This is a genomic window from Bradyrhizobium prioriisuperbiae (assembly GCF_032397745.1).
GTDB classification, from domain to species: domain Bacteria; phylum Pseudomonadota; class Alphaproteobacteria; order Rhizobiales; family Xanthobacteraceae; genus Bradyrhizobium_A; species Bradyrhizobium_A prioriisuperbiae.
Genome location: NZ_CP135921.1, coordinates 838,610 through 858,811 on the forward strand (window position 1 = coordinate 838,610; position 20,202 = coordinate 858,811).

At 62.9% G+C, this 20,202-nt stretch carries 18 protein-coding genes; 10 read left to right on the plus strand and 8 right to left on the minus strand.

Translation table 11 applies throughout. The annotated features are described in order from the left end of the window. Window positions 1–95: 95 nt before the first annotated feature. The 5 genes from RS897_RS03890 to RS897_RS03910 all read right to left on the minus strand — a co-directional run bounded on the left by RS897_RS03890 (window position 96) and on the right by RS897_RS03910 (window position 6,312). Complete coding sequence (locus RS897_RS03890) at window positions 96–1,064, minus strand: Bug family tripartite tricarboxylate transporter substrate binding protein (RefSeq protein ID WP_315835282.1); 969 nt, start codon at window positions 1,062–1,064, stop codon at window positions 96–98. 81 nt (window positions 1,065–1,145) lie between these two features. Continuing rightward, window positions 1,146–2,336, minus strand: a complete 1,191-nt coding sequence (locus tag RS897_RS03895; protein WP_315835283.1) for a CaiB/BaiF CoA transferase family protein — start codon at window positions 2,334–2,336, stop codon at window positions 1,146–1,148. Between the two features lie 11 nt (window positions 2,337–2,347). Continuing rightward, the gene (locus RS897_RS03900) at window positions 2,348–4,540 is read right to left on the minus strand and encodes an acyl-CoA dehydrogenase family protein (protein WP_315835284.1); all 2,193 of its coding nucleotides are present in this window, start codon (window positions 4,538–4,540) and stop codon (window positions 2,348–2,350) included. 45 nt (window positions 4,541–4,585) lie between these two features. After that, entirely contained in the window at window positions 4,586–5,395 is an 810-nt protein-coding gene (locus RS897_RS03905) for an enoyl-CoA hydratase/isomerase family protein (RefSeq protein ID WP_315835285.1), read from the minus strand. 50 nt (window positions 5,396–5,445) lie between these two features. Further along, a complete protein-coding gene (locus RS897_RS03910) occupies window positions 5,446–6,312 on the minus strand; it encodes a FadR/GntR family transcriptional regulator (protein ID WP_315835286.1) in 867 nt (288 codons plus the stop codon). Between the two features lie 84 nt (window positions 6,313–6,396). Between RS897_RS03910 and RS897_RS03915 the strand changes: the two genes are divergently transcribed. The 9 genes from RS897_RS03915 to RS897_RS03955 all read left to right on the plus strand — a co-directional run bounded on the left by RS897_RS03915 (window position 6,397) and on the right by RS897_RS03955 (window position 15,925). Beyond that, the gene (locus RS897_RS03915) at window positions 6,397–7,536 is read left to right on the plus strand and encodes an acyl-CoA dehydrogenase family protein (RefSeq protein WP_315835287.1); all 1,140 of its coding nucleotides are present in this window, start codon (window positions 6,397–6,399) and stop codon (window positions 7,534–7,536) included. A 277-nt stretch (window positions 7,537–7,813) separates the two neighbouring features. Next, the gene (locus tag RS897_RS03920; RefSeq protein WP_315835288.1) at window positions 7,814–8,641 is read left to right on the plus strand and encodes a L,D-transpeptidase; all 828 of its coding nucleotides are present in this window, start codon (window positions 7,814–7,816) and stop codon (window positions 8,639–8,641) included. Between the two features lie 724 nt (window positions 8,642–9,365). Further along, a complete protein-coding gene (locus RS897_RS03925; protein ID WP_315835289.1) occupies window positions 9,366–10,658 on the plus strand; it encodes an MFS transporter in 1,293 nt (430 codons plus the stop codon). Window positions 10,659–10,676: 18 nt separating this feature from the next. Continuing rightward, on the plus strand, window positions 10,677–11,432 hold the full coding sequence (locus RS897_RS03930) for an SDR family NAD(P)-dependent oxidoreductase (protein WP_315835290.1): 756 nt from the start codon (window positions 10,677–10,679) through the stop codon (window positions 11,430–11,432). A 22-nt stretch (window positions 11,433–11,454) separates the two neighbouring features. After that, window positions 11,455–12,354 carry a polysaccharide deacetylase family protein gene (locus tag RS897_RS03935; RefSeq protein ID WP_315838514.1) on the plus strand — a complete coding sequence of 300 codons (900 nt, stop codon included), beginning with the start codon at window positions 11,455–11,457 and terminating at the stop codon, window positions 12,352–12,354. Between the two features lie 27 nt (window positions 12,355–12,381). After that, complete coding sequence (locus RS897_RS03940) at window positions 12,382–13,128, plus strand: SDR family NAD(P)-dependent oxidoreductase (RefSeq protein WP_315835291.1); 747 nt, start codon at window positions 12,382–12,384, stop codon at window positions 13,126–13,128. A gap of 228 nt (window positions 13,129–13,356) precedes the next feature. Next, window positions 13,357–14,550, plus strand: a complete 1,194-nt coding sequence (locus tag RS897_RS03945) for a M20/M25/M40 family metallo-hydrolase (protein WP_315835292.1) — start codon at window positions 13,357–13,359, stop codon at window positions 14,548–14,550. A gap of 31 nt (window positions 14,551–14,581) precedes the next feature. Then, a complete protein-coding gene (locus tag RS897_RS03950) occupies window positions 14,582–14,704 on the plus strand; it encodes a hypothetical protein (RefSeq protein WP_315835293.1) in 123 nt (40 codons plus the stop codon). Window positions 14,705–15,052: 348 nt separating this feature from the next. Then, window positions 15,053–15,925, plus strand: a complete 873-nt coding sequence (locus RS897_RS03955; protein WP_315835294.1) for a hypothetical protein — start codon at window positions 15,053–15,055, stop codon at window positions 15,923–15,925. Window positions 15,926–16,256: 331 nt separating this feature from the next. Here the strand turns inward: RS897_RS03955 and RS897_RS03960 are convergent, their stop codons facing one another. The 3 genes from RS897_RS03960 to RS897_RS03970 are packed head-to-tail and all read right to left on the minus strand — an operon-like array spanning window position 16,257 to window position 18,949. After that, window positions 16,257–17,030 (minus strand): crotonase/enoyl-CoA hydratase family protein, encoded by a 774-nt coding sequence (locus RS897_RS03960; protein ID WP_315835295.1) that lies wholly within the window; start codon window positions 17,028–17,030, stop codon window positions 16,257–16,259. Beyond that, window positions 17,027–18,151, minus strand: a complete 1,125-nt coding sequence (locus RS897_RS03965; protein WP_315835296.1) for an aromatic ring-hydroxylating oxygenase subunit alpha — start codon at window positions 18,149–18,151, stop codon at window positions 17,027–17,029. Before RS897_RS03965 ends, RS897_RS03960 begins: the two co-directional genes overlap by 4 nt. A gap of 18 nt (window positions 18,152–18,169) precedes the next feature. After that, window positions 18,170–18,949, minus strand: a complete 780-nt coding sequence (locus RS897_RS03970) for a crotonase/enoyl-CoA hydratase family protein (protein WP_315835297.1) — start codon at window positions 18,947–18,949, stop codon at window positions 18,170–18,172. A 124-nt stretch (window positions 18,950–19,073) separates the two neighbouring features. Between RS897_RS03970 and RS897_RS03975 the strand changes: the two genes are divergently transcribed. Then, complete coding sequence (locus tag RS897_RS03975) at window positions 19,074–20,072, plus strand: LysR substrate-binding domain-containing protein (protein ID WP_315835298.1); 999 nt, start codon at window positions 19,074–19,076, stop codon at window positions 20,070–20,072. The last annotated feature ends 130 nt before the right edge of the window (window positions 20,073–20,202 follow it).

Sequence of the window (20,202 nt, forward strand, 5' to 3'; positions counted from 1 at the left end):
CAAGGCAGGAGCAACGAGGCCAGAGCGGCAATAAAAAGCGCCACGAAGGCGATGAACGACGCAGGCACCCGACTCCACGCCGGCTCATCCAGCGCCTACTCAGCCTTGACGTTACGCTCCTCGATCACTTTGCGCCACGAAGGAATCTCGGCCTTGATGATGGCAGAGAGTTCAGTGGGGGTACTGGACATCGCCTCCACGCCATAGGTCAGGAAACGATCGCGCAGTTGGGGCGCCGCCAATGTCGTATGGATTGCGGCATTGAGCTTGTTGATGACATCGGGCGGCGTGCCGGCCGGCGCAAGAATCCCGAACCATGTTTCGACCGCATATCCCTTCAAGACGTTGCCGATGGGCGCGGCTCCCGGAGCAACTGGCGAAGTCCCAGGCGACGAAACGCCAAGCAGCTTTACCTTTCCGGAGCGGATATGTTCGTTGAGCGTGTCCGATGTCGTCGTGAGCAGGATGTCGACTTCGCCGGCAAAGATCGCAAGGGTCGTCGGGGCCTGGCCGCGATACGGGACGTGCACCATCTGCAGCCCGGCCTGATTGAGAAAGCGTTCCGTGCTCAGATGCCCGAGCGAACCGGGTCCGGCAGTCGCATACAGCATCGGCTTGTTCTGCGCCCTCGCGAAGGCGATCAAGCCGGCGGTATCGTCCACCGGCACCTTTTCGCTGGCAACCAGAACCAGCGGCGCCTTGGACACCAGCGAGACCGGTTCAAAACTCTTCGGCGGGTCGAAATCGACGCCTTTCTGGAATAGGGGCGCGATCGAAATCGGCCCGTTGTTCGCAAACAACAGCGTGTAGCCGTCAGCATCGGCCCGTGCGGCCTCATTGGCGCCGGTCGTTCCCGCCGCGCCGCCACGGTTGTCGATGACGAGCGGCTGGCCAAGAAGCCTGCTCATCGGCTCCTGCAGCGCGCGCGCCATGATGTCGGTCGAACCGCCGGCGGGATATGGCACGATGAGCCGGATCGGCCGCGACGGGTAATTGTCGGCTGCGGCAGGTCCGGCGAGGATCGCGAGCCCGAGCACAAAAACAGAAATGCGAGAAAGTGTCACTTTGGTCCTCCCATCACGTCGTTTTTTCTCTGTTTTTCGATTCAGACTCTTGATTCGGACTGAACGATCATTCCATCGCTGTCACGCCGTTTTTCCGAATGCGCCGGAAGCGGCAGCTCTTGCAATGTCTTCCGCTGATAATCCGAGCACACGCGCGAGGATGTCGTCACGGTGTGATCCAATCGACGGAATTTCCGGTCCGATCGCGCTACGTGCCGCCGACATCCGCCACGGAGCATTGACGCCCTTGAATGTGCCGGCGGCGTCGGCGATCGGAGCGAACGTCCCGCGCTCGGCGAGATCCGCATCGTGCAGCGTCTCGGCGGGATCACGAAAACGCGCGCAGGGAATGCCGGCGCGGTCGAGCATGGCGAGGCATTCGTCCATGCAATGTTGCACGGTCCATTTTTCGATGATTTGCATCATCGCTGTCCAGTTCGCGCCGCGCGCCGGCACCGACGTGAATCGCGGGTCGGAGAAAAGCTCCGGCAGGCCGGTGAGATCGCGAAGCGCCGCGAAGTTCCGCGCCGACACCGGCGCGATCAGGATGTCTCCGTCGCTGGTCCGTACCGGGCCGTAAGTCGGCCGTGCCATCGGCTCGGAGAATTGTGCTTCCTGCAGTTCATACACCAGAAGATTCAGCATGCAGTCCATCAGCGCCACGTCGATACGTTGCCCTTCGCCGGTCCGCGCACGCTGCACCATCGCCGTCTGAATGGCCGAGAAGCCGAACATACCTCCGAAAATATCGGCGACGAACACCGCACCGGCTGCCGGCCGGTCGCGATCGCCGGCGTACCGCATCAGCGCCCGATCGAAGCCGCTCTCGGCATGAACGATCATTGCATAGGCGGCGCGCTCGGCCTGCGGGCCGGTCTGGCCATAGCCGGAGATCGAGCAGTAGATCAGCCCCGGATTGATCTTTCGCAGCGCTTCATAGCCGAGACCCAGGCGCTCCATCACGCCGGGGCGAAAATTCTCGACCACGATGTCGGTGCTTTCGACCAAGCGATGCACGAGCTTGATCGCATCGGGTGATTTCAGGTCGAGCGCGATACTCCGCTTGCCGGCATTGAGCTGGCCGAAATAGGCGCTGTGCCCATCACGCACCGGCGCGCGCAGGCGCATCTCCTCGCCTTCCGGCGGCTCGATCTTGATGACTTCGGCGCCGACATCCGCGAGCAGCCGTGCGCAATAAGGGCCGGCCAGCATGATTGAAAAATCCAGCACCCGCACACCATCGAGGGGCGATATCGATGTTTGGTCCGGCATGTTGACAGCTCCTATTTGGGCAACCCGAGCCCGCGTTGGGCGATCAGACTGCGCTGGATTTCGTTGGTCCCGATGCTGATCACCCACATCAGTGAATGCCGCAGGTTCTGCTCGAACCGGCCATTATCGATTGTCCCCGGCATCTGCTCGGACAGCGCGGCACGCATCCCGAGTATGTCGAGCGCCGCCTCGCCGAAGCGTTCCATCAGTTCGCCGGAGTAGACCTTGCTGATCGCGCCATATTCCGGCGGCGTCACGCCATCGGCCGCGAGTTCGGCGCAATGCATCATCAGTTGCCGGCCGACCTCGATTTCGCACGCAAGTGTCGCGATCTTGTCGCGAACGACGGGATCCTCGCCGAGCGGTGGTCGGTCGCCTTCGGCCGTCATCACATGTCGGCGTAGTTGCTCGAACGCGTGAGCCACTTTGAGCACGATGCCGCCGCCAACCAGACCACGCTCGAAGGCCAGCGCGCCCGTCAGCACCTTCCAACCGCCATTGACCTCGCCGACGAGGTTGTCCAGCGGGATACGAACGTCGTCATAGAAGATGTTGGCAAACGTGCCGTCATACATGGTGTTCGCTGGCTGGATCGTGATGCCGGATGCATTCATCGGAACGATGAACGTGCTGATGCCGGCATGCGGCGGCGTAACGCTCTTGTCGGTCCGGGCCGCAACAAACATGTACTTGCCCCACCAGGTCGTGGTCCAGATCTTCTGGCCGTTGATGACCCAGTGGTCGCCGTCTCGCACCGCGCTGGTGCGGAGCGCCGCGAGATCGGAGCCGGCCTGCGGCTCGCTGTACCCCATGCCGTGCATGGCCTCGCCACGCAGGATTTCCGGCAGGTATTTCTGTTGCTGCGCCGGCGTTCCGAACATCATCAGGGCGTTGGCCTGGATCGACGCACCGATTCTCGGTGCCTCGCCCTGCTCCATCGTCTCCATGAATGCAATCTGCTCCAACGGCGAACGGGCCTGCCCACCGAACTCCTTCGGCCATCCAAGGCCGATCCAGCCGGTCTCGCCGATATCGCGCGCGAAGTCGGCGTCGAACTCGCGCCTGGAGAATGGTCTGGCACCAAACGCAGCCTTCTTTTCCCCCGACCAGTTCTGGTCGAGCCACCCCCGCACCTGTTCGCGCAACTCATTGCCTGCCGGACCGAGATCGTACTGCGGCAACGGCGCGCCGCCGTGATCCAGCAAGTATGAAGCGAGCCTGCGCCGCGCATCGAGCGAGCCGCCCAGCGCGATCGTGTCCAGATGCACGCGCTTGAAATACTGCGCGGCAGCGTGCTCTTCGGCATAACCGATGGCGCCAAACGCGTGCTGGATCTCGAGCGACACCCGCCGCAGCGCATCACTCGCGAAAGCAACCGAACAATCGGCGAAATAGCACCAGTTACGGTCGTCAATGTCGTGCAGGCGAGCCGCATGATCCAGAATGAGCCTGACGCCTTCAAGCGCGATCAGATTGTTGGCCAGCTTGTGCTGGATCGCCTGGAATTTTCCGATCGGTTGCCCAAACTGGTGGCGTTCCCCGGCATAGTTCACCGCCAGTTCGAACGCCCTCCGGGCCGCACCGTGAGCGCGCGCCAGCAGCGCGAGCTGAGCGCAGCGGCGGAGATCGCTGAGGTCGACGACCTCCAACGGAAGAAGCGTCAACGGCACCGAATTCAGCCGCACTTCGCAGAGCCCCCAGGCACCCATGGCACGCGTCGGCACAAGATCAATGCCGTGAGCATCCAGTGGAACGAGGGCGAGGCGCGAGTCGTCGACGGCAACAAGAAGATGTGTGGCGCCGACCGCCTCGACAAAGCGCAGCACGCCCGTTGCGTGCCGGCCGTCAATCCGGATCGAGCCTCCGCCGGCGTCGGGATCGCAAGCACCGAACGAGAAAACGGCCACTGCCGTACCCGTATGCAGCTTCTCCAGCAGTTCCACGGCGGCGGTGTCCTGCGAGCCTGCGAGCGCCAGATTTGCCAGCGCAGCAGACCACATCGGCGCGAGACACGCGGCGCGACCAAGTTCCGCCATCACAACCAGGATTTCGCGAAGTCCACCCTCGTCGTGGCCGGCCCCCAGCGCAGCAACGCCCTGCCCAACGAGCTTGCGCCAGATCGTCGCGATTTCGTCCGGGGACAGGTTTTCTTTCCTGCCGGCCCAATGCGTTTCGAGGAACCCGCGCAGGGAATCCCGAAGCATCTCGGCGACATCGTCGCTCGGAAGGCTGCTCGCATCCATGCGAAGCTAGGCCTGACCGAACTTCGGCTTACGCTTCTCCTTGAACGACATGGTCGCCTCCCTGTGGTCGGCGGTCTCGAACGTCACCTGTTCGAGCGCCATGGAGGCCTCGAGCAACATGTTCACGCGATCCTTGACGATCTGGTTGATCGACAGTTTCGTCCAGCGAATGGCCCAGGTCGGGCCGTTGGCAAGCTCGATCGCGATTTCACGCGCCTTGGCGAGGACATCCGCGCGCGGCGCAACATGATTGACCAAACCGATGCGCTCGGCTTCCTTGCCTTTCAGAAGAGTGCCGCGGATCAGGTATTCCTTGGCCTTGTTGACGCCGATCAGCAGCGGCCAGATCACGGTGCCGCCGTCACCGGCAACCAGGCCGACGCGCGAGACGTGGGTGTCGCCGATGCTGGCGTCTTCCGCCATCACCGTGATATCGCAAAGAAGCGCGTGGGTCGCGGCGAGACCAATGGCGTCGCCGTTGATGGCGGCGATGATCGGCTTGTCGAGTTCGAGTTGCCGCGTCACACCGCGTCGACTGATCATGGGGTCGTGAACTTCCCCTTCTTCAAGGACGTCGCCGCCGGGCCGCTCCGACATCGCCTTCACATCACCGCCGACGCTGAAGAAGTCGCCGGCGCCGGTCAGCACCACGACATTGACAGCGTGGTCGTCGGCCAGATCGTCCCAGATCGTACGCAACTCGCGGATCAGCTTCTGATTGATGGCGTTGCGGGCTTGCGGCCGGTTCAAAGTGACGGTCGCGACCTTGTCGGCGACTTCAACCGTCAGGCATTCATATCTGGCATATTGCGACACATCTTCCTCCATTGTTATCGTTGTTCGGGCGCGGATCGAGCCGCACTCCGCTATCGGCGCATTCCGGGCTGCACCTCTGCAAGCGCGACGTGCAGCGACATCGCGCCGGGATCCTGCTCCAGCATGCGCTGCACGGATTCCAAATGCGTGCGCATCAGGCGCGTCGCCGACGCGACATCGCGTTCGCCCAACGCCGCCAGGAGCTGTCGGCGCCTTTCCGACAGTCGCGCCATCGCGACACCGCTCGACGAAACCTTGGCGTAGACGAAGCGCATGTGAATCTCGGTGACCGAATCCATGATCATGGCGATCACCTTGTTCCCGGTTGCCGCTGCGAGCAGCTTGTAGAACTCGCGCGAGCATTCGACGCGATCCAGCAATCGCCCTTCCCGCGTGGCATGCTCGGTACGCTCGATGTTGGCCTCCAGCGCGTCGAGATCGGGCCGCCGCGCATTCGCACAGGCCAGCCGCACCACGAGATCGAGAACGTGGATGCGCGCCTCCGACAATTCACGGATCGAAATCGTGCCGAGACTGAGCATATCCCGCATCACGCCGTTCATGCGGCTGGTGTCGCCCTCCTGGATGAAGGCTCCGCCCTTGACCCCTTTCTGGAGCCGCAGCACGCCGGCCATTTCGAGACTGCGCAGGGCCTCGCGCAGGACGTTGCGGCTTACGCCAAGCTGCTGAGCCAGATCGCGCTCCGGCGGCAGCTTGTCACCCGGCTTGAGGACGCCGAGCGCGAGCTGTTCGCGGATGCGCTCGCAGATTTCCTCGAACGCACGCCGCGTATGGATCGGACGAAATGTCGGCGCAGCCGGCGCGCCGGCGCCGCGGAGATCGGCAGCCCGCTCGCGGCGGCTGGGCGATGGGGACCTTGGGCGGGCGGGTGCACGAGGGCTTGACTTGGTGCTCATGCGGTGAATTATTAAATGGATCACCCATTCAATGGAAGCCCCTTTTTCGGGGCTCCGGCAAAAAAGACGATCGGGGGGATCAGCATGAGTTTCACCGAAGAGCAGGTCGCGTTCCGCGACACCGTGCGGAGGATGGTCGCAAAACACGTCGCGCCGATCGCGGCCGAGATCGACGAGACCGACCGTTTCCCGCTCGAGCTCGTCAAGCTGTTCGGCGACATGGGGCTGATGCAGCTCTGGGTGCCGGAACGCTACGGCGGCCCCAACGGCAACCTGACCATGGCCTGCCTCGCCCGGGAGGAAATCTCCAGGGTCTCTCCGGCCTGCGCCTCGATCGCGGCGCTCAACACCATGTTCATCATGCCGCTGCTGCACTTCGGCTCCGAGGAGCAACGGAGCAAATACCTGCCGATCATCGCCAAGGGCGGCATCGTCACGGCGATCGCGATATCCGAGCCTCAAGCCGGATCGGACGTCACCGCGATCAACACCCGCGCGCGGAGCGATGGCGACAGCTACGTTCTGAACGGCCGCAAGCAATGGTGCAGTTACGGCGTCGTCGCCGACTACATCGTGGTGATGGCCCGCACCAGCGACGATCCGGGAGCCGACGGGATCAGCGCCTTTATCGTCGAGCCAAAGACGATGTCGGGAATTTCGTTCGGCCGTCACGAGCGCAAGATGGGTTTTCGCGGCGCGCCGAACACGCCGATTTTCTTCGACAATGTGCGCGTGCCCGCGGAGAATCTTGTCGGGGAAGAGGGCAAGGGTTTCCGGGCGTCGATGCGCGCGCTCGATCTTAACCGCCCGACCATCGGCGCGCAGTCCGTCGGGCTGGCTCAGGGCGCGCTCGACGCAAGCGTCGCCTACGCCAGGGAACGCAAGCAGTTCAAGAAATCAATTTCTGAGTTCCAAGGCGTGCAGTTCATGCTGGCCGACATGGCCATGCAGATCGAGGCCGCGCGCGCCCTCGTCTACGAATGCGCCCGAGCCGGCGACGCCGGCGACTGGAAACGCCTCAATCTGCTCGCCAGCATGGCCAAGTGTGTCGGCAGCGACATGGCCATGAAAGTGACGACAGACGCCGTCCAGATTTTCGGCGGCTACGGCTACACCATGGATTATCCGGTCGAACGCATGATGCGCGACGCCAAGCTGACTCAGATCTTCGAAGGCACCAACCAGATCCAGCGCGTGGTTATCGCGCGCGAGCTGTTGCGATGACGACACAGCCCGCGGTCGACAAACTCGACGATCTCCAAAGACGACGCACAGGCGCTGAATCCTGCTCTTTAAGTCAAAAACATGGGAGAAGGCGCGGCACCGCACGCCAAATCAAATAGATGCGGGTGAAGTCGGCGCCAAAGCGGGCATATCAGCCCGTCACCGCTTGCCAAGCTGGCGTTAACGATACTGACGATTTCCAGCCTGAGCGAAATCGCTTCGAAGTTTGTTAAAATTTGCTGGGTACCCCTCCAGGCATGAAGCTTTGGGGGAAGATGTGAGCAAGCGAACCAGACGCGGAAAGACAGACACGCTCGCACTGCCGGTGGTCGGAAGGGTTGTTGTTGTCGTCGTGGCGGCTGCCGCATTGGGATACGGTTTGATATCGCACCCGACGAACGTTCAACCGATCCGGAAGCCACCCGCGCAGCAAGTTCTGGCACCCTCGACCCCAACTCGCGCCTCAACTCCAGTTCAGGCATTGGCGTCTGCTGCGACTCCGATCCCGGTTCCGGTCGCGAAGCCTCAGGTGGAAACACCTAAAGCCATCGACGCTCCCGGAAAACTTGTTCGTCAGGTGGTCGACTATGTCAGCCGCCAGACGCCAGGTACCCTCGTCATAGATACCGGAAACACATTCCTTTATCTCGTTCTGAACGACCGGCAGGCGATGCGCTACGGCATCGGTGTTGGTCGCGAAGGTTTCACATGGTCCGGTGAACAGACCGTGGCCCGCAAGACCGAATGGCCGGATTGGCGTCCGCCTGCAGAGATGCTTACGCGACAGCCTTATCTGCCGCGGTTCATGGCAGGCGGTCCCGGCAACCCGCTCGGCGCCCGTGCGATGTATCTGGGCGAGACCGAATATCGAATTCACGGCACCAACAAGCCCGATACGATCGGCAAGCGGGTGTCGTCCGGCTGTATCCGGCTCACCAATGAGGACGTCGTTGACCTTTACGAGCGGGTGAAAGTCGGAGCAAAAGTCATCGTGCTTCCGGCAACCGCTGCTCACCGGCCATCCCAGGGAACGCCGCCCGATGCCGCCTCTCGATCGCCGGAACCGGCATCGATGTCAAACCGGGCTTCCGCAACCAGCGCATAAATCCTGTCATCTGGACCTAAGATGGCTGAGGTTCAGTAACTCAGCTCCTCAGTCCCGCCTCTTGCAGTCGCTCTGGCACTCTACGCTGGGCGCAGAAAGTTCGGTGCCCATCTTTGATCAATCCCATCGGCGCGCGCATCAAAAGCTACGTGCGACCATCTGAGTGCAGCCAAATCTATGATTTGCAGATGTTTTTTGAACTTTCAGCGCTTCTAGTACCCCCTTTTCTTGGAACGTGAGTCGCGATTCAAGGTCAGGATGATTCTGCTAGCAAGAGAAGCCCCTTCTTCCGCAGAGGATCGCGTATCACTCAGCTCTGATTCCGGGTACTAGAGCCGCTGGCGCGCCACTCAGAATAAAAAAGCGAACTCTTATGTAATTGAGATTGCGATGTAATCTCGGCTTGCCGGAGGACTTCGGTTCCGGCGCGAGCGTTCCTCCTCCATCGAGGTCGTGGGTTCGAGTCGCTGCTACGTCGCGATGCCCACTTCTCCCCGCGATGCGAAGCATCGTCCGGAGACGACGCCCGCGCGCCTCCTCACCATGAGGAGAAACACCACCCGCCGCGCCCAAGAGCCATGACGGAGAGCCATAACCGAGAGCCATGCCGCGGGGACCTGCCAGCCATCACCGCAGCGCCGTCATGGCGCGCGCCTCCCCCCTCGACACCACCCAGATTGTCATGTGGAATATTGCAGCAAAAAGCACATGACCTGGTGATCCAATGGCGGACGCTTCTGTTCTGGCCGCGCCGAGCGCGCATCTGGCGGACAACTCCCGCAAGGCGATCTGGGCCGCAGCGACCGGCAACCTGCTCGAATGGTACGATTTCGGCGTCTATGCCTATCTCGCCGGGCTGATCGCGACAAAATTCTTCCCGAACAGCGATCCGACCGCCGCGCTGCTCGCCGCCTTCGCAGCCTATGGCGTCGGCTTCCTGGCGCGGCCGCTCGGCGGTATCGTGATTGGCCGCCTCGGCGACACCAAAGGCCGCAAGGTGGCGCTGATACTCACTATCTTCCTGATGGCGTTCGGCACGGTCGGGCTTGGCCTGTTGCCGTCCTATGAGGCGATCGGCGTCTGGGCACCGATCCTACTGGTCTGCCTGCGCATCGTGCAGGGATTAGCTGCCGGCGGCGAATGGGGCACCTCGACCGCCTTCATGGTGGAATGGGCGCCGCACAACCGCCGCGGCTTGTTCGGCAGTTTCCAGCAGGTCTCGACCGCCGGCGGCTCGTTGCTCGGCTCGGGCATCGCCGCCATCATGACCTCATCGCTGAGTCAGGCGGCGATGCTCGACTGGGGCTGGCGCGTGCCGTTCCTGCTCGGCGTACTCTTGCTCTTCGTCGGCGTTTATCTGCGCCAGAACGTCGACGAGACGCCGTCCTATGAAGCAAGCCGTCAGGCCGCCGCCGATCAGCCTGTTGTGGCCGGCTTTCCGCTTGGGGCTCTCGCGTTCGGATTCACCATCTTCTGGACCGTCGCCTATTACACGCTGCTCGCCTGGATGCCGAGCTTCACCCAGCGGTTTGCCGGACTCACGCCGTCGCAGGCGCTGTGGTCGAACACGATCGGCCTGATCGCCATGGTGATCGCGATTCCGTTCTGGGGCGCGCTATCGGACAAGGTCGGCCGCAAGCCGCTCCTGATGGCGAGCGCGATCAGCATCGGGTTGCTCGCCTATCCGTTGTTCTTGCTGATGACTAACGGCACCGGGCTCGCGCTGGTGATGCCGCTGCAAATCCTGCTCGGCATCCTGCTTGCGCTCTATTCCGGCGCGGGACCCGCGGCGATCTCGGAAATCTTCCCGACGCATCTGCGCTCCACCTGGATGTCGAGCGGCTACGCGCTCTCGGTCGCCATCTTCGGCGGGTTCGCGCCGTTCATCGCGACCTGGCTGATCCAGGTCACGGGATCGCCGGTGTCGCCGACCTATCTCTATCTGTTGCCTTCGGCCGTGATCTCGCTTGCCGTGATCTGGCGCCTGAAGGAAACCGCTGGGACAAAACTGAGATGAGGAGCTGAAGAACCGGCCATGCTCATACGGTTCGACGGATGCACCGCGGTCGTGGCGGGAGCCGCACGTGGCATCGGCCAGACCATCGCGCGATCGCTGGCCAATGACGGCGCGCGCGTTGTCGCCTGCGACCTGCTGGTCGATGACCTCGCCCCGATCGCGGGCCGCGTCGATGGCGGCGGCGAGATCATCGCTGCCAAGGTCGACGTCACCGATGAGGCCTCCATTGCCGAGGTCGTGCGCACAGCCGGCGGCAGCGATATCCTTGTCTATGTCGCGGGCGGCGTGCAGGGTCAAAGGCCCCGGCCGCTGGAAGAGGTGAGTGCGGACGATTTCGACGCCATCGTCGATGCCAACCTCAAGGGCGCGTTCCTGTTCATCAAGGCCGTCGCGCCCGGGATGAAGACAAAAGGAGGCGGCCGCATTGTCACCATCTCGAGCCGCGCCGGCCTTGCCACCAGCCTCACCGGCATCCAGAGCTATCCTGCCGCCAAGCACGGACAGATCGGTCTGGTCAAACAGCTTGCCCAGGAGCTTGGACCGTTCGGCATCACCGTGAATACGGTTGCGCCCGGCTTCATGGCGACCAGCCCCGATTACGAGCGGCAATGGCACAACTGGCCGACCGCGTTCCGCGACAATTTCGTCAACACGATTGCGATGCGGCGCATGGGCGCGCCGCAGGACATCGCCAATGCGGTGACGTTTCTCGCCTCCGATCACGCCTCGTGGATCACGGGGCAGACCATCCCCGTCACCGGCGGCCCGCTGTAACAAATCATTCGAGAGGACCATGATGAACGAGACGTCGAAGCTCGAACCCTGGCAGTGGCCGGAAAAACACTGGCGCGATCTGGTCAACCAGGTCCGCGCCGGCAAGACCTATCGACCCAAGACCTGGAAGGGTGGTGCGCGATGCGCGTTCGCGCTGTCGTTCGATTCCGACCACGAGACCAACGAACTGCGCGACGGCGGCAAATCGATCGGGCGCATGGCGTGGGGACAGTACGGCAATCGTGTCGGCGTCCCGAACATTCTAAAGCTGCTAGCTAAACACTCGGTGCCGGCGACCTTCTATGTGCCGGCCGTGTGTGCGCTGCTCTACCCCGACGAGCAGCGCCGCATCATCGCCGAAGGGCACGAGATCGGCATCCATTCCTGGATCCACGAGCTGAACTCGGTGCTCCCCTATGAAGCCGAGAAAGACCTGATGACGCGCGCGGCCGACGTGCTGGAGAAGACGACCAAGATGCGGCCGGTCGGCGCGCGCACGGCGTCCTGGGATTTCTCGCCACATACGCTGCGGATCACCAAGGAGGCCGGCCTGCTCTACGATTCTTCGCTGATGGCCGACGTCGATTGCTACGAACTGCTGTTGGATGGCGAGCCAACCGGCGTCATCGAATTTCCGGTGGAATGGATCCGCGACGACGCGGTCTATTTCATGATGCACCGGTTCCAGGGCCTGCGTCCCTATACGCCGCCGTCGGATGTGTTCGATGTGTTTCGGCGCGAATTCGAGGCGGCCTATGAGGAAGGCGGAATCTTCCAGCTCACCTGCCATCCGCACATGATCGGCTACCGCTCGCGGCTGTGGATCATCGAGGAGCTCATTCGCCTGGCCAAGGCGAAGGGCGACGTCTGGTGTGCAACCCATGCCGACGTGGTCCGCTACGCGCGCGACCACGCCGCCTGAGGACTTGCCCATGACAAGGACTTGCCGATGACAAGGACGGCCCTCGTCACCGGCGGCGCGCGCGGCATCGGCCGCGCCTGTGCGCTGGCGCTTGCCGACTCCGGCTTCGACATCGCCCTCGTCGATCTCCTGGAGATGGAGATGGCAGGAACCGCGCGCGATATCGAGGCGCGGGGCAAGCGCGCGCTGACCTTTCAGGCCGATGTGAGCGATTTTTCCCGCGCGCATGCGATCGTCGAACAGATCAACGCGAAATGGGGACATCTCGACGTGCTCCTGAACAATGCAGGCGCGCCGAACCCAAAACCGATTCTTGAAATCACCGAGGCGGAATTCGACCGCACGATCGCAATCAATCTGAAGAGCTGCTTCAACTTCATTCATGCGGCCGCGCCGATCATGCTGAAGCAGGACACCGGCGGGCGGATCATCGCGATTTCATCCATCAACGCGCTGTCGGGCGGCGTCACCAGCGCCGTCAGCAAGCATGCCTATGCGGCAGCCAAGGCCGGAATCCTCGGCCTCACACGGTCGCTCGCCAAGGAGCTCGGGCCTAACGTGTCGGTGAATGCGATCTGCCCGGGTATTATCGCCACCGACCTCTTGCGCGGTCTGCTCGGTGATCGGGAGGCAGAATTGACCGCAGGCATTGCCATGGGACGGGTCGGCACGCCTGAGGACGTCGCCAGTATCGTGCGCTATCTGGCCATCGAGGCGCACATGTACATGACCGGCCAGCATTTCGTGGTTGATGGATTTCAATGGAGCTGCTGAGCAAAGCTGCGCCCCGACCGACGAGTTCAACTGAGTCAGAAAGTCTCTGGTCCGAAGGCGGTTGGAATCAGTTAACGATCGAGATTCACGACGGTGGGAGAGCAGTGATGGATCATCGCCGGTCTGGAGCGAGTGAATCGCGTTTTGCGGCGGAGGGGTCTTGTGGGCCTTGCAACGTAAGGCGGTGCTGAGGATGATTGCAAGCTTCGCTCATCAAAAGGATTTTGCATGACTGTCGACACCCAAGCCGCCACTCACCGCCTCATGCGCTTCCTCGCGGTCGGGGGCGTGACCGGAAAGGAGGCAGCGATCGGGCGCGAGCTCGCCGCGGCACTGCAGGAAAGCGGCGTGGCGGCGGATGCGATCCGCCTCGACGACGCCAACACACGCATTCCCGTGCCGACGGAGACCGGCAACCTCATCGTCGATCTGCCAGGCCGCGGCGCGATGCACAATCAGCCGCGGATCATGTTCATGACCCACATGGACACCGTGCCACTGTGTGCCGGAGCGAAGCCGAAGCTTGCTGGGCGCAAGATCATCAACGAAGCCAAGACCGCACTCGGCGGCGACAATCGCTGCGGCTGTGGCGTTCTCGTGACGCTGGCGGCCGAGCTCGCGAAGCAGAAGCTCGAACATCCACCGATCACACTGCTGTTCTGCGTGCGCGAGGAGAGCGGGCTCTATGGCGCGCGCCACGTCAAGGCCGAGGACCTCAGGTCGCCGGTCATGGCCTTCAACTACGACGGCGGCTCCGCCTCCAATGTCATCATCGGCGCCGTTGGCGCGGATCGCTGGCAGGTCGAGATCTTTGGCCGCGCCTCGCATGCCGGTGTCGCGCCGGAGCGCGGGATCAGCTCGACCATGATTCTTGCGCTTGCCCTCGCCGACGTGAAGGCTGGCGGCTGGTTCGGCAAGGTGGCGAAAGGCAAGCGACAGGGCACGAGCAATGTCGGCCCTGTCACCGGCGGCGAGGGCCGGCCGGCTGGCGACGCCACCAACGTCGTCACCGACTATGTGCATGTGCGCGGCGAAAGCCGCAGCCATGATGGAAAATTCTTCAAGGAGATCACCAAGGCCTACAAGGCGGCGTTCGAGAAGGCCGCAAAGCGCGTTACGAATACGCAGGGCAAGTCGGGCCGCGTCAAGTTCAAGGCCGAAACCGACTATTATCCGTTCCGCATGAAGGAGAGCCTGCCTGTCGTCAAGCGCGCGGTGGCGGCCGTGTCCGACATCGGCGGAACTCCGAACATCCGTGCCGCGAATGGCGGGCTCGACGCGAACTGGATGGTCCGCCACGGCATTCCAACCGTGACCTTCGGCGCAGGACAGAACGAGGCCCACACAATCGACGAGTGGATCAATCTCGACGAGTACGACCGAGCGTGTGAGCTCGCCATGCGGCTCGCGACGATGCGGTGAGCCTCACGACGACCTCTCGACCTGGAGCGGAATGTTCGCACCCAGGAACGCCCCGCCGGAGGCGATCACGAGGCCGTTGGAGTTGCTGCGCGAAATCCTGGGCGAACCCGCAACTCGCCAGCGTCTCGCCGAGATCGGCTTCAAGGCGCAGTGAGCGCCGCCCAGGGAGTTCGCCGAGTGCACCAGTGACGACATCGAACTTCGAGGCCTGGAGCGTTTTCGAGCGAAGTAGATCCCGGTTCGGGCAAAGCAAACACGTTAAAATAAGAATCTGGAGCCGGGTGCGCGCCCGGCGACATGTCTGCCCCGCCGCCACCAACATCGGTTGATGGACGAGCACAACTGCTCCGTGAGGCTGCATGGTGGAATTTCGTAGAAAATCGCGAAATATCGCGCTGGCGCTCCCTAGGGGAATCGAACCCCTGTTTCAGCCTTGAGAGGGCCAAATAATGGCTCCGCCGCCGTCCGCCAACGTTCAATAATTTCAATATCTTGAAGGTTCATGATCCAGTATTGTTCGCCGACGAAGACACTCACTGAGGCTCAAGTCACGACGGCTAAAGCGCGCTCCAGGCTCGAACTCGGCGTGCATTGGCGTCGTCTCGATGCGGAAGCGCATCTGGGCTATCGCAAAGGAAAACAAAGCGGCGTTTGGTTTGTCCGCTGGCGTAATCACCACGAAGGCGGCAACTACAAGCAGGAGCCAGTCGGCGTCGCGAACGACATCAATGACAAGCCCGCCGACGGGATGCTGACCTTCGAACAAACCGTGAGAACGGCACGGAAGGCCGTAGCTCGAGCCAGGACAGAAGCCGCGTCGCAGGCGGCGGGCCCGGCTCCTACCGTGCGATCGGCCGTTGAAGCCTACGTCAAGGAACGCGACGCTCGAGAAAGACGCCGAACAGGTCGCGACGTCCGATCCGATGCCGGTACCAAACTGCGACGCTACGTTCTTGGTCAAGAAAAGCGCGGCAATCAGGAAGCTGTGGAAGCCGCTCCTCTCGCATCGGTGCATCTGCATGCCTTGAAAGAAGACGACTTGATAACGTGGCGTGAGGGTTTGCCGGAGGACTTAAAGGTCACGACCAAGCAGCGGTTCGTGAATGACCTCAAGGCCGCACTAAATGCCGCGTGGTCGCGGCTTTCCGCAGATCGGAAGAAACTAAACCCGACGTTCCTCGCCATTGTGAAGGCCGGCTTCAAAGCCGAGCGGATCGATGATGATGATGTGACGGTTGCTCGGGATAACCAGATTCTCACGGATGAGCAGGTTGGCGCCATCGCTACCGCCTTTCCCCACACCAGCCAAACCTACGATACCTCATCCGATCCTTTCGCATCAGGCAGTTCGCGAGGGCCGCTCTTACGCGCTTGAAGAGCGGTGTCGAATGGCCGCGAACCGCAGGTCGTGTGAAAGCGGGCGATGTCGTGAAAAAGCGAAAGGGAGCGCGCTTTCAGCACCGCCGTCGTATCGGGGGCGCGCGATGCGGCCAGTGAAAAAATCCGATTGACAGCTTCAAATCGTGGACATGCAACCACCGGCACCAACATTCGCTGATGGTGGCCATTTTGACAGGGGCGCCTGGCACGGCAGCGCGATCGCTCACGAAATGGCCGCCCTCTACACCGTCTCGGCGGCGATGCATCTGCCGCCGCGAAGTGATGATGTAAACTGCGCGCGGTGTGGCGACCAGACGCGAGACGGGTCAGGTGGGCGGGTTGTGGCGCCAAACTCCCGATGCGAAGCGCTGCAAGCCGCCGACCATCTCGCGGGACTTGATGGTTGCCATCCCACGTTGAAATTCATTGAGCAACGCGTCACGGACATCGAGCGGCCACTGTTCGTAGCACGACATTCTGTCGCTGCGCATGGCCGCTTGAGGCAGCGTCGAGAGTTTGCGCGCCATTGCCAACGCCTCGGCCAGCGCGTGGCCGGCCGGGACAAGCCGATTGACCAGGCCCATGCGGTGAGCTTCCCCGCCGGAAACGCCCCGGCCCGTCAGGATCATATCCAGCGCGTGACTTTGTCCGATGAGCCTCGCGAGGCGGATTGTTCCACCGTCCATTAGCGGGATGCCCCAGCGACGGCAAAAAACCCCGAACACCGCGTCCTGCGCTGCGACCCGCAAGTCGCACCAGCAGGCGACTTCCAGCCCGCCGGCCACGGCGTGGCCCTCGATGGCGGCGATCACCGGCTTGCTCAGCAACATGCGCGTGACGCCACAGGGCGCGTCGCCCTCGGGCTCGACCCGAATCTTGCGGGCGGGATCGTCATGCATCATCGACTTGAGATCGTTGCCGGCGCAGAAGCGGCCGTTCGCGCCGGTCAGCACCGCCACCGACAGCGAGTTGTCAGCATCGAAACGCCGGAACGCATCGGCGAGGGCTGTGGCCGTCGGGCCGTCGATAGCGTTAGACACTTCCGGCCGATCGATGGTGACGATTGCGACGGCGCCATCCGTTTCAAAATGGACGGTCATGCAGCATCTCCGATCACGGCCTGGAGGTTGCGGTGAAGGTGGCGGATCGCGCCTTCGAACAGGCCGAAGGTGAATACGTCATTGGCGCGAGCGGCAAGACCACGCTGCGCGGCGCAGGCCATGTCACGGTCCTCCGCCGCGCCCAGCGCGACAAAGTCCCGCCCTTGCGCGATCGCGGTCCGGCCTTCTTCGTGCCCGGCGAGATTGGACAGCGTGTAAGTGACGATCCGGGTGCGGTCGACAGCGAGCGGCTCCAGAACGGTCATGATCATGTTGGTGGGGAACGTCGCAACCATGACGTTCGGAAACAGATGGTAGACATGGGTCAGCATTCCAGAGGTCTTACGTTCGGCCGGCGGCACCTTCCGAAGCTTCTCGATCCGGCGATACGGGAAACTGATCCGGCTGTTGCGCCCGAAGGCTTCGACGACGTTGATGTTGTCGTATTGCAGCGGAAAAAACGTGTCGTGATGGGTCGAGCGGATGTGGTATCCTTCGAGAAATCCCTCGGCGACAATCTTCCAATTCGCCGCAAATTCCTGGTCGACGGTCGTAAACACGCGCCAGTCCGGTCTGAACATGTTCGGTAGTAATGCAGTTGCGCCGTCGCGAATTTCGGTTCCATCTTGTGTGACGAAAACCATGCCGTTCTTCTCTTCGGTCTGGACCGGAACGAGGCCGTAGGCGGTCTTGTCGATGCCGGGAAAGCCGTGTTCGTCGGGAATACCGCGCAATTGGCCGTCGAGGCCGTACGTCCACGCGTGGTAGCGGCAGGTCAGCGCCTTCTTGCAACCGGAGCCATCGACCAGTTGCACGCCGCGATGCCGGCAAGCGTTGCGGAAGGCACGAACCTTGCCGTCGCCGCCGCGAATGGCAACGACCGGCGTGAGCGCGGCGTCGCGCGCCACGTAGGAGCCGATGTCCGGGAGCGCCGCCGAAGGACAGAACGGCGTGGCCGTCTTGCGGAATACCTGGCTGATCTCCGCAGCGAACCGCGCCTGCGACGTGTAGTGCTCAACCGGCTCGTGCCACACCCCATCGCTGAGATCGGTGGACTTGCGATCGATGTGATCAAGGATTCGTTCGACGATTTCCGGTTCGTTCGCCAACATGCCGCTCATGACCGTTCTCCCGGGAAGCTAGGTCGCCGCCACACCGTGCCGTCCAGCGCCGGCGGCGAAACGCCGCGCGCCGTCTTCCGTCTCGCCGGTTGCGACGGTGGCGATACCGAGCCTGAACTCGTTCAACGTCGCCTGCTCCCAGCCGAGTTCCCATTGCTCGATTGCCGACATCCGGTCGCTGCGCAGCGCCGCCTGGGGAAGCCGCGCCAGGGCGTGGGCGAGTTCGCGCGCGGTCGTCAAGGTGGAACCGGGCTCGCTGACCCGATTGGCGAGCCCGATCCGCTCCGCTTCCTCGCCGGAAACGCCGCGGCCGGTTAGGATCAGATCCATCGCGCGGCTGTGGCCAATCAGACGCGGCAGCCTCACGGTGCCGAGGTCCATAAGCGGGACACCGAAGCGCCGGCAATAGACGCCGAAGGTCGCGTCGCGCGCGGCGATACGCACGTCACACCACAATGCCAGTTCGAGGCCGCCAGCTACGGCGTGACCTTCGACCGCGGCAATCACCGGCTTACCGAGCTTGAAGCGGCTCGGCCCCATCGGCGCATCGCCGCGCTCGACGCGATGCTCCCTCCTTCCGGCGGCCGTTTCCTTGAGATCGAATCCGGCGCAGAAGGTGCCTTCCGCGCCGGCGAGGATCGCTACTGACAGCGTGGCATCCGCGTCGAAGCGACGGAAGATTTCGGCCAGCGCGCGCGCCGTCGCCGGATTGACGGCATTGCGCGCGTGCGGCCTGTTGATGGTGACGACCGCAACGGGGCCATCGGTTTCGTAGCGCACAAGATCGGGTTCGGTCATGCCGGATCTTTTCGCCCGAACCGTCGGCGCACAAGAGAAACCGGAACCTTCTCGGATGAGCGTAATTCATCCGTACTTCGCAAAACCAGGCGACGGCCGGTCGTCGGCGCGGTAGAATCATCGAATGAAGCGCGCGCGTCCCACTCCCCGCAAATCCGTCCCGGCAGCGACCTCGCGGCGCCTGTTGCAAGCGGTTCAGCCGGCAATTGCCGCCGGCACGCTCAACACGTCGCAGCTCCTGGCATTGCAAGCGTTTGACGTGGCATTCCGCGCCGGCAGCTTCAAGGCGGCGGCGCGATCCCTCAATCTCAGCCCCTCGGCAGTCAGCCATCGGATACGCAATCTTGAGCAGGCGCTCGGCGTCGCGCTGTTCGTACGCACGCACCGCGCCATCGCTTCGACCGCGGAAGGGAAAATCCTCGCCGCCGCGACGGGCCGGGCCTTTGCCGAACTGGCGCGGGTCGGATCGTCCGCAGCCGGCACGGTCGCACGCCAAAGGCTCCGCCTCAAGGTGCTGCCGATGTTCGCTTCCGCCTGGCTCATTCCGCGCCTGGCCGGCTTCATGACGCGGCATCCGGACATCGACCTTGCGATTGAAAGCTCCAGCCGCAACGTCGATTTCGAACTGGAGGCTTTCGACGCCGGGATCAGCGTCGGAGATGGCACATTTGAAGGGATGACGGCACACCATCTCGCGGCGATCAGAACCACACCCGTGGTGACGCCGTCGCTGGCGCGCCGGCTGAACCTGCGTGAACCTCGCGACCTCAGGCGCGCCACGCTGATTCACGTGACGGCTTTCCCGGCTGCGTGGCCGCTATGGCTGGAGCAAGCCGGTGCCGCCAAACTGAAGCCGGCACGAACAATCTCGGTCGACAGCTTTGTCGCTGCGATGCAGGCCGCCGAGCAAGGCGCCGGTGTCGCGCTCGGACTGGAGCCGTTCATCACCGAGCGGGAACGTCAGGGCATGATCTGCCGGCCGCTTTCCCTAGCGTATCCGACCGGGAGTTACTGGCTCGTCCATCCGCCGGGCGCGCAGCGCAACCGCGCGCTTCAGGTGTTCAAGCGTTGGCTGCTCGCCGAACTTCCCACGTCTGGTGGCACAACACGGTTCTTCAGTTGATGGCCACAGCCACTTGCAACGTTTGAAATTGCGCGCTACGCGACCTTGCCAGAGTTTTGGCCATCTCCCTGAAAACGAAAACCCCAGCCGCGAGGGCCGGGATTTTGCATTGTAGTTGGTTGCGTGGAGG

Coding starts and splice junctions, on each gene's coding strand:
- RS897_RS03955 (WP_315835294.1), top strand. CDS start 15,053: ATGATCCAGTATTGTTCGCCGACGAAGACACTCACTGAGGCTCAAGTC.
- RS897_RS03975 (WP_315835298.1), top strand. CDS start 19,074: ATGAAGCGCGCGCGTCCCACTCCCCGCAAATCCGTCCCGGCAGCGACC.
- RS897_RS03945 (WP_315835292.1), top strand. CDS start 13,357: ATGACTGTCGACACCCAAGCCGCCACTCACCGCCTCATGCGCTTCCTC.
- RS897_RS03965 (WP_315835296.1), bottom strand. CDS start 18,151: ATGAGCGGCATGTTGGCGAACGAACCGGAAATCGTCGAACGAATCCTT.
- RS897_RS03940 (WP_315835291.1), top strand. CDS start 12,382: ATGACAAGGACGGCCCTCGTCACCGGCGGCGCGCGCGGCATCGGCCGC.
- RS897_RS03915 (WP_315835287.1), top strand. CDS start 6,397: ATGAGTTTCACCGAAGAGCAGGTCGCGTTCCGCGACACCGTGCGGAGG.
- RS897_RS03950 (WP_315835293.1), top strand. CDS start 14,582: ATGTTCGCACCCAGGAACGCCCCGCCGGAGGCGATCACGAGGCCGTTG.
- RS897_RS03970 (WP_315835297.1), bottom strand. CDS start 18,949: ATGACCGAACCCGATCTTGTGCGCTACGAAACCGATGGCCCCGTTGCG.
- RS897_RS03900 (WP_315835284.1), bottom strand. CDS start 4,540: ATGCTTCGGGATTCCCTGCGCGGGTTCCTCGAAACGCATTGGGCCGGC.
- RS897_RS03960 (WP_315835295.1), bottom strand. CDS start 17,030: ATGACCGTCCATTTTGAAACGGATGGCGCCGTCGCAATCGTCACCATC.
- RS897_RS03910 (WP_315835286.1), bottom strand. CDS start 6,312: ATGAGCACCAAGTCAAGCCCTCGTGCACCCGCCCGCCCAAGGTCCCCA.
- RS897_RS03925 (WP_315835289.1), top strand. CDS start 9,366: ATGGCGGACGCTTCTGTTCTGGCCGCGCCGAGCGCGCATCTGGCGGAC.
- RS897_RS03935 (WP_315838514.1), top strand. CDS start 11,455: ATGAACGAGACGTCGAAGCTCGAACCCTGGCAGTGGCCGGAAAAACAC.
- RS897_RS03895 (WP_315835283.1), bottom strand. CDS start 2,336: ATGCCGGACCAAACATCGATATCGCCCCTCGATGGTGTGCGGGTGCTG.
- RS897_RS03930 (WP_315835290.1), top strand. CDS start 10,677: ATGCTCATACGGTTCGACGGATGCACCGCGGTCGTGGCGGGAGCCGCA.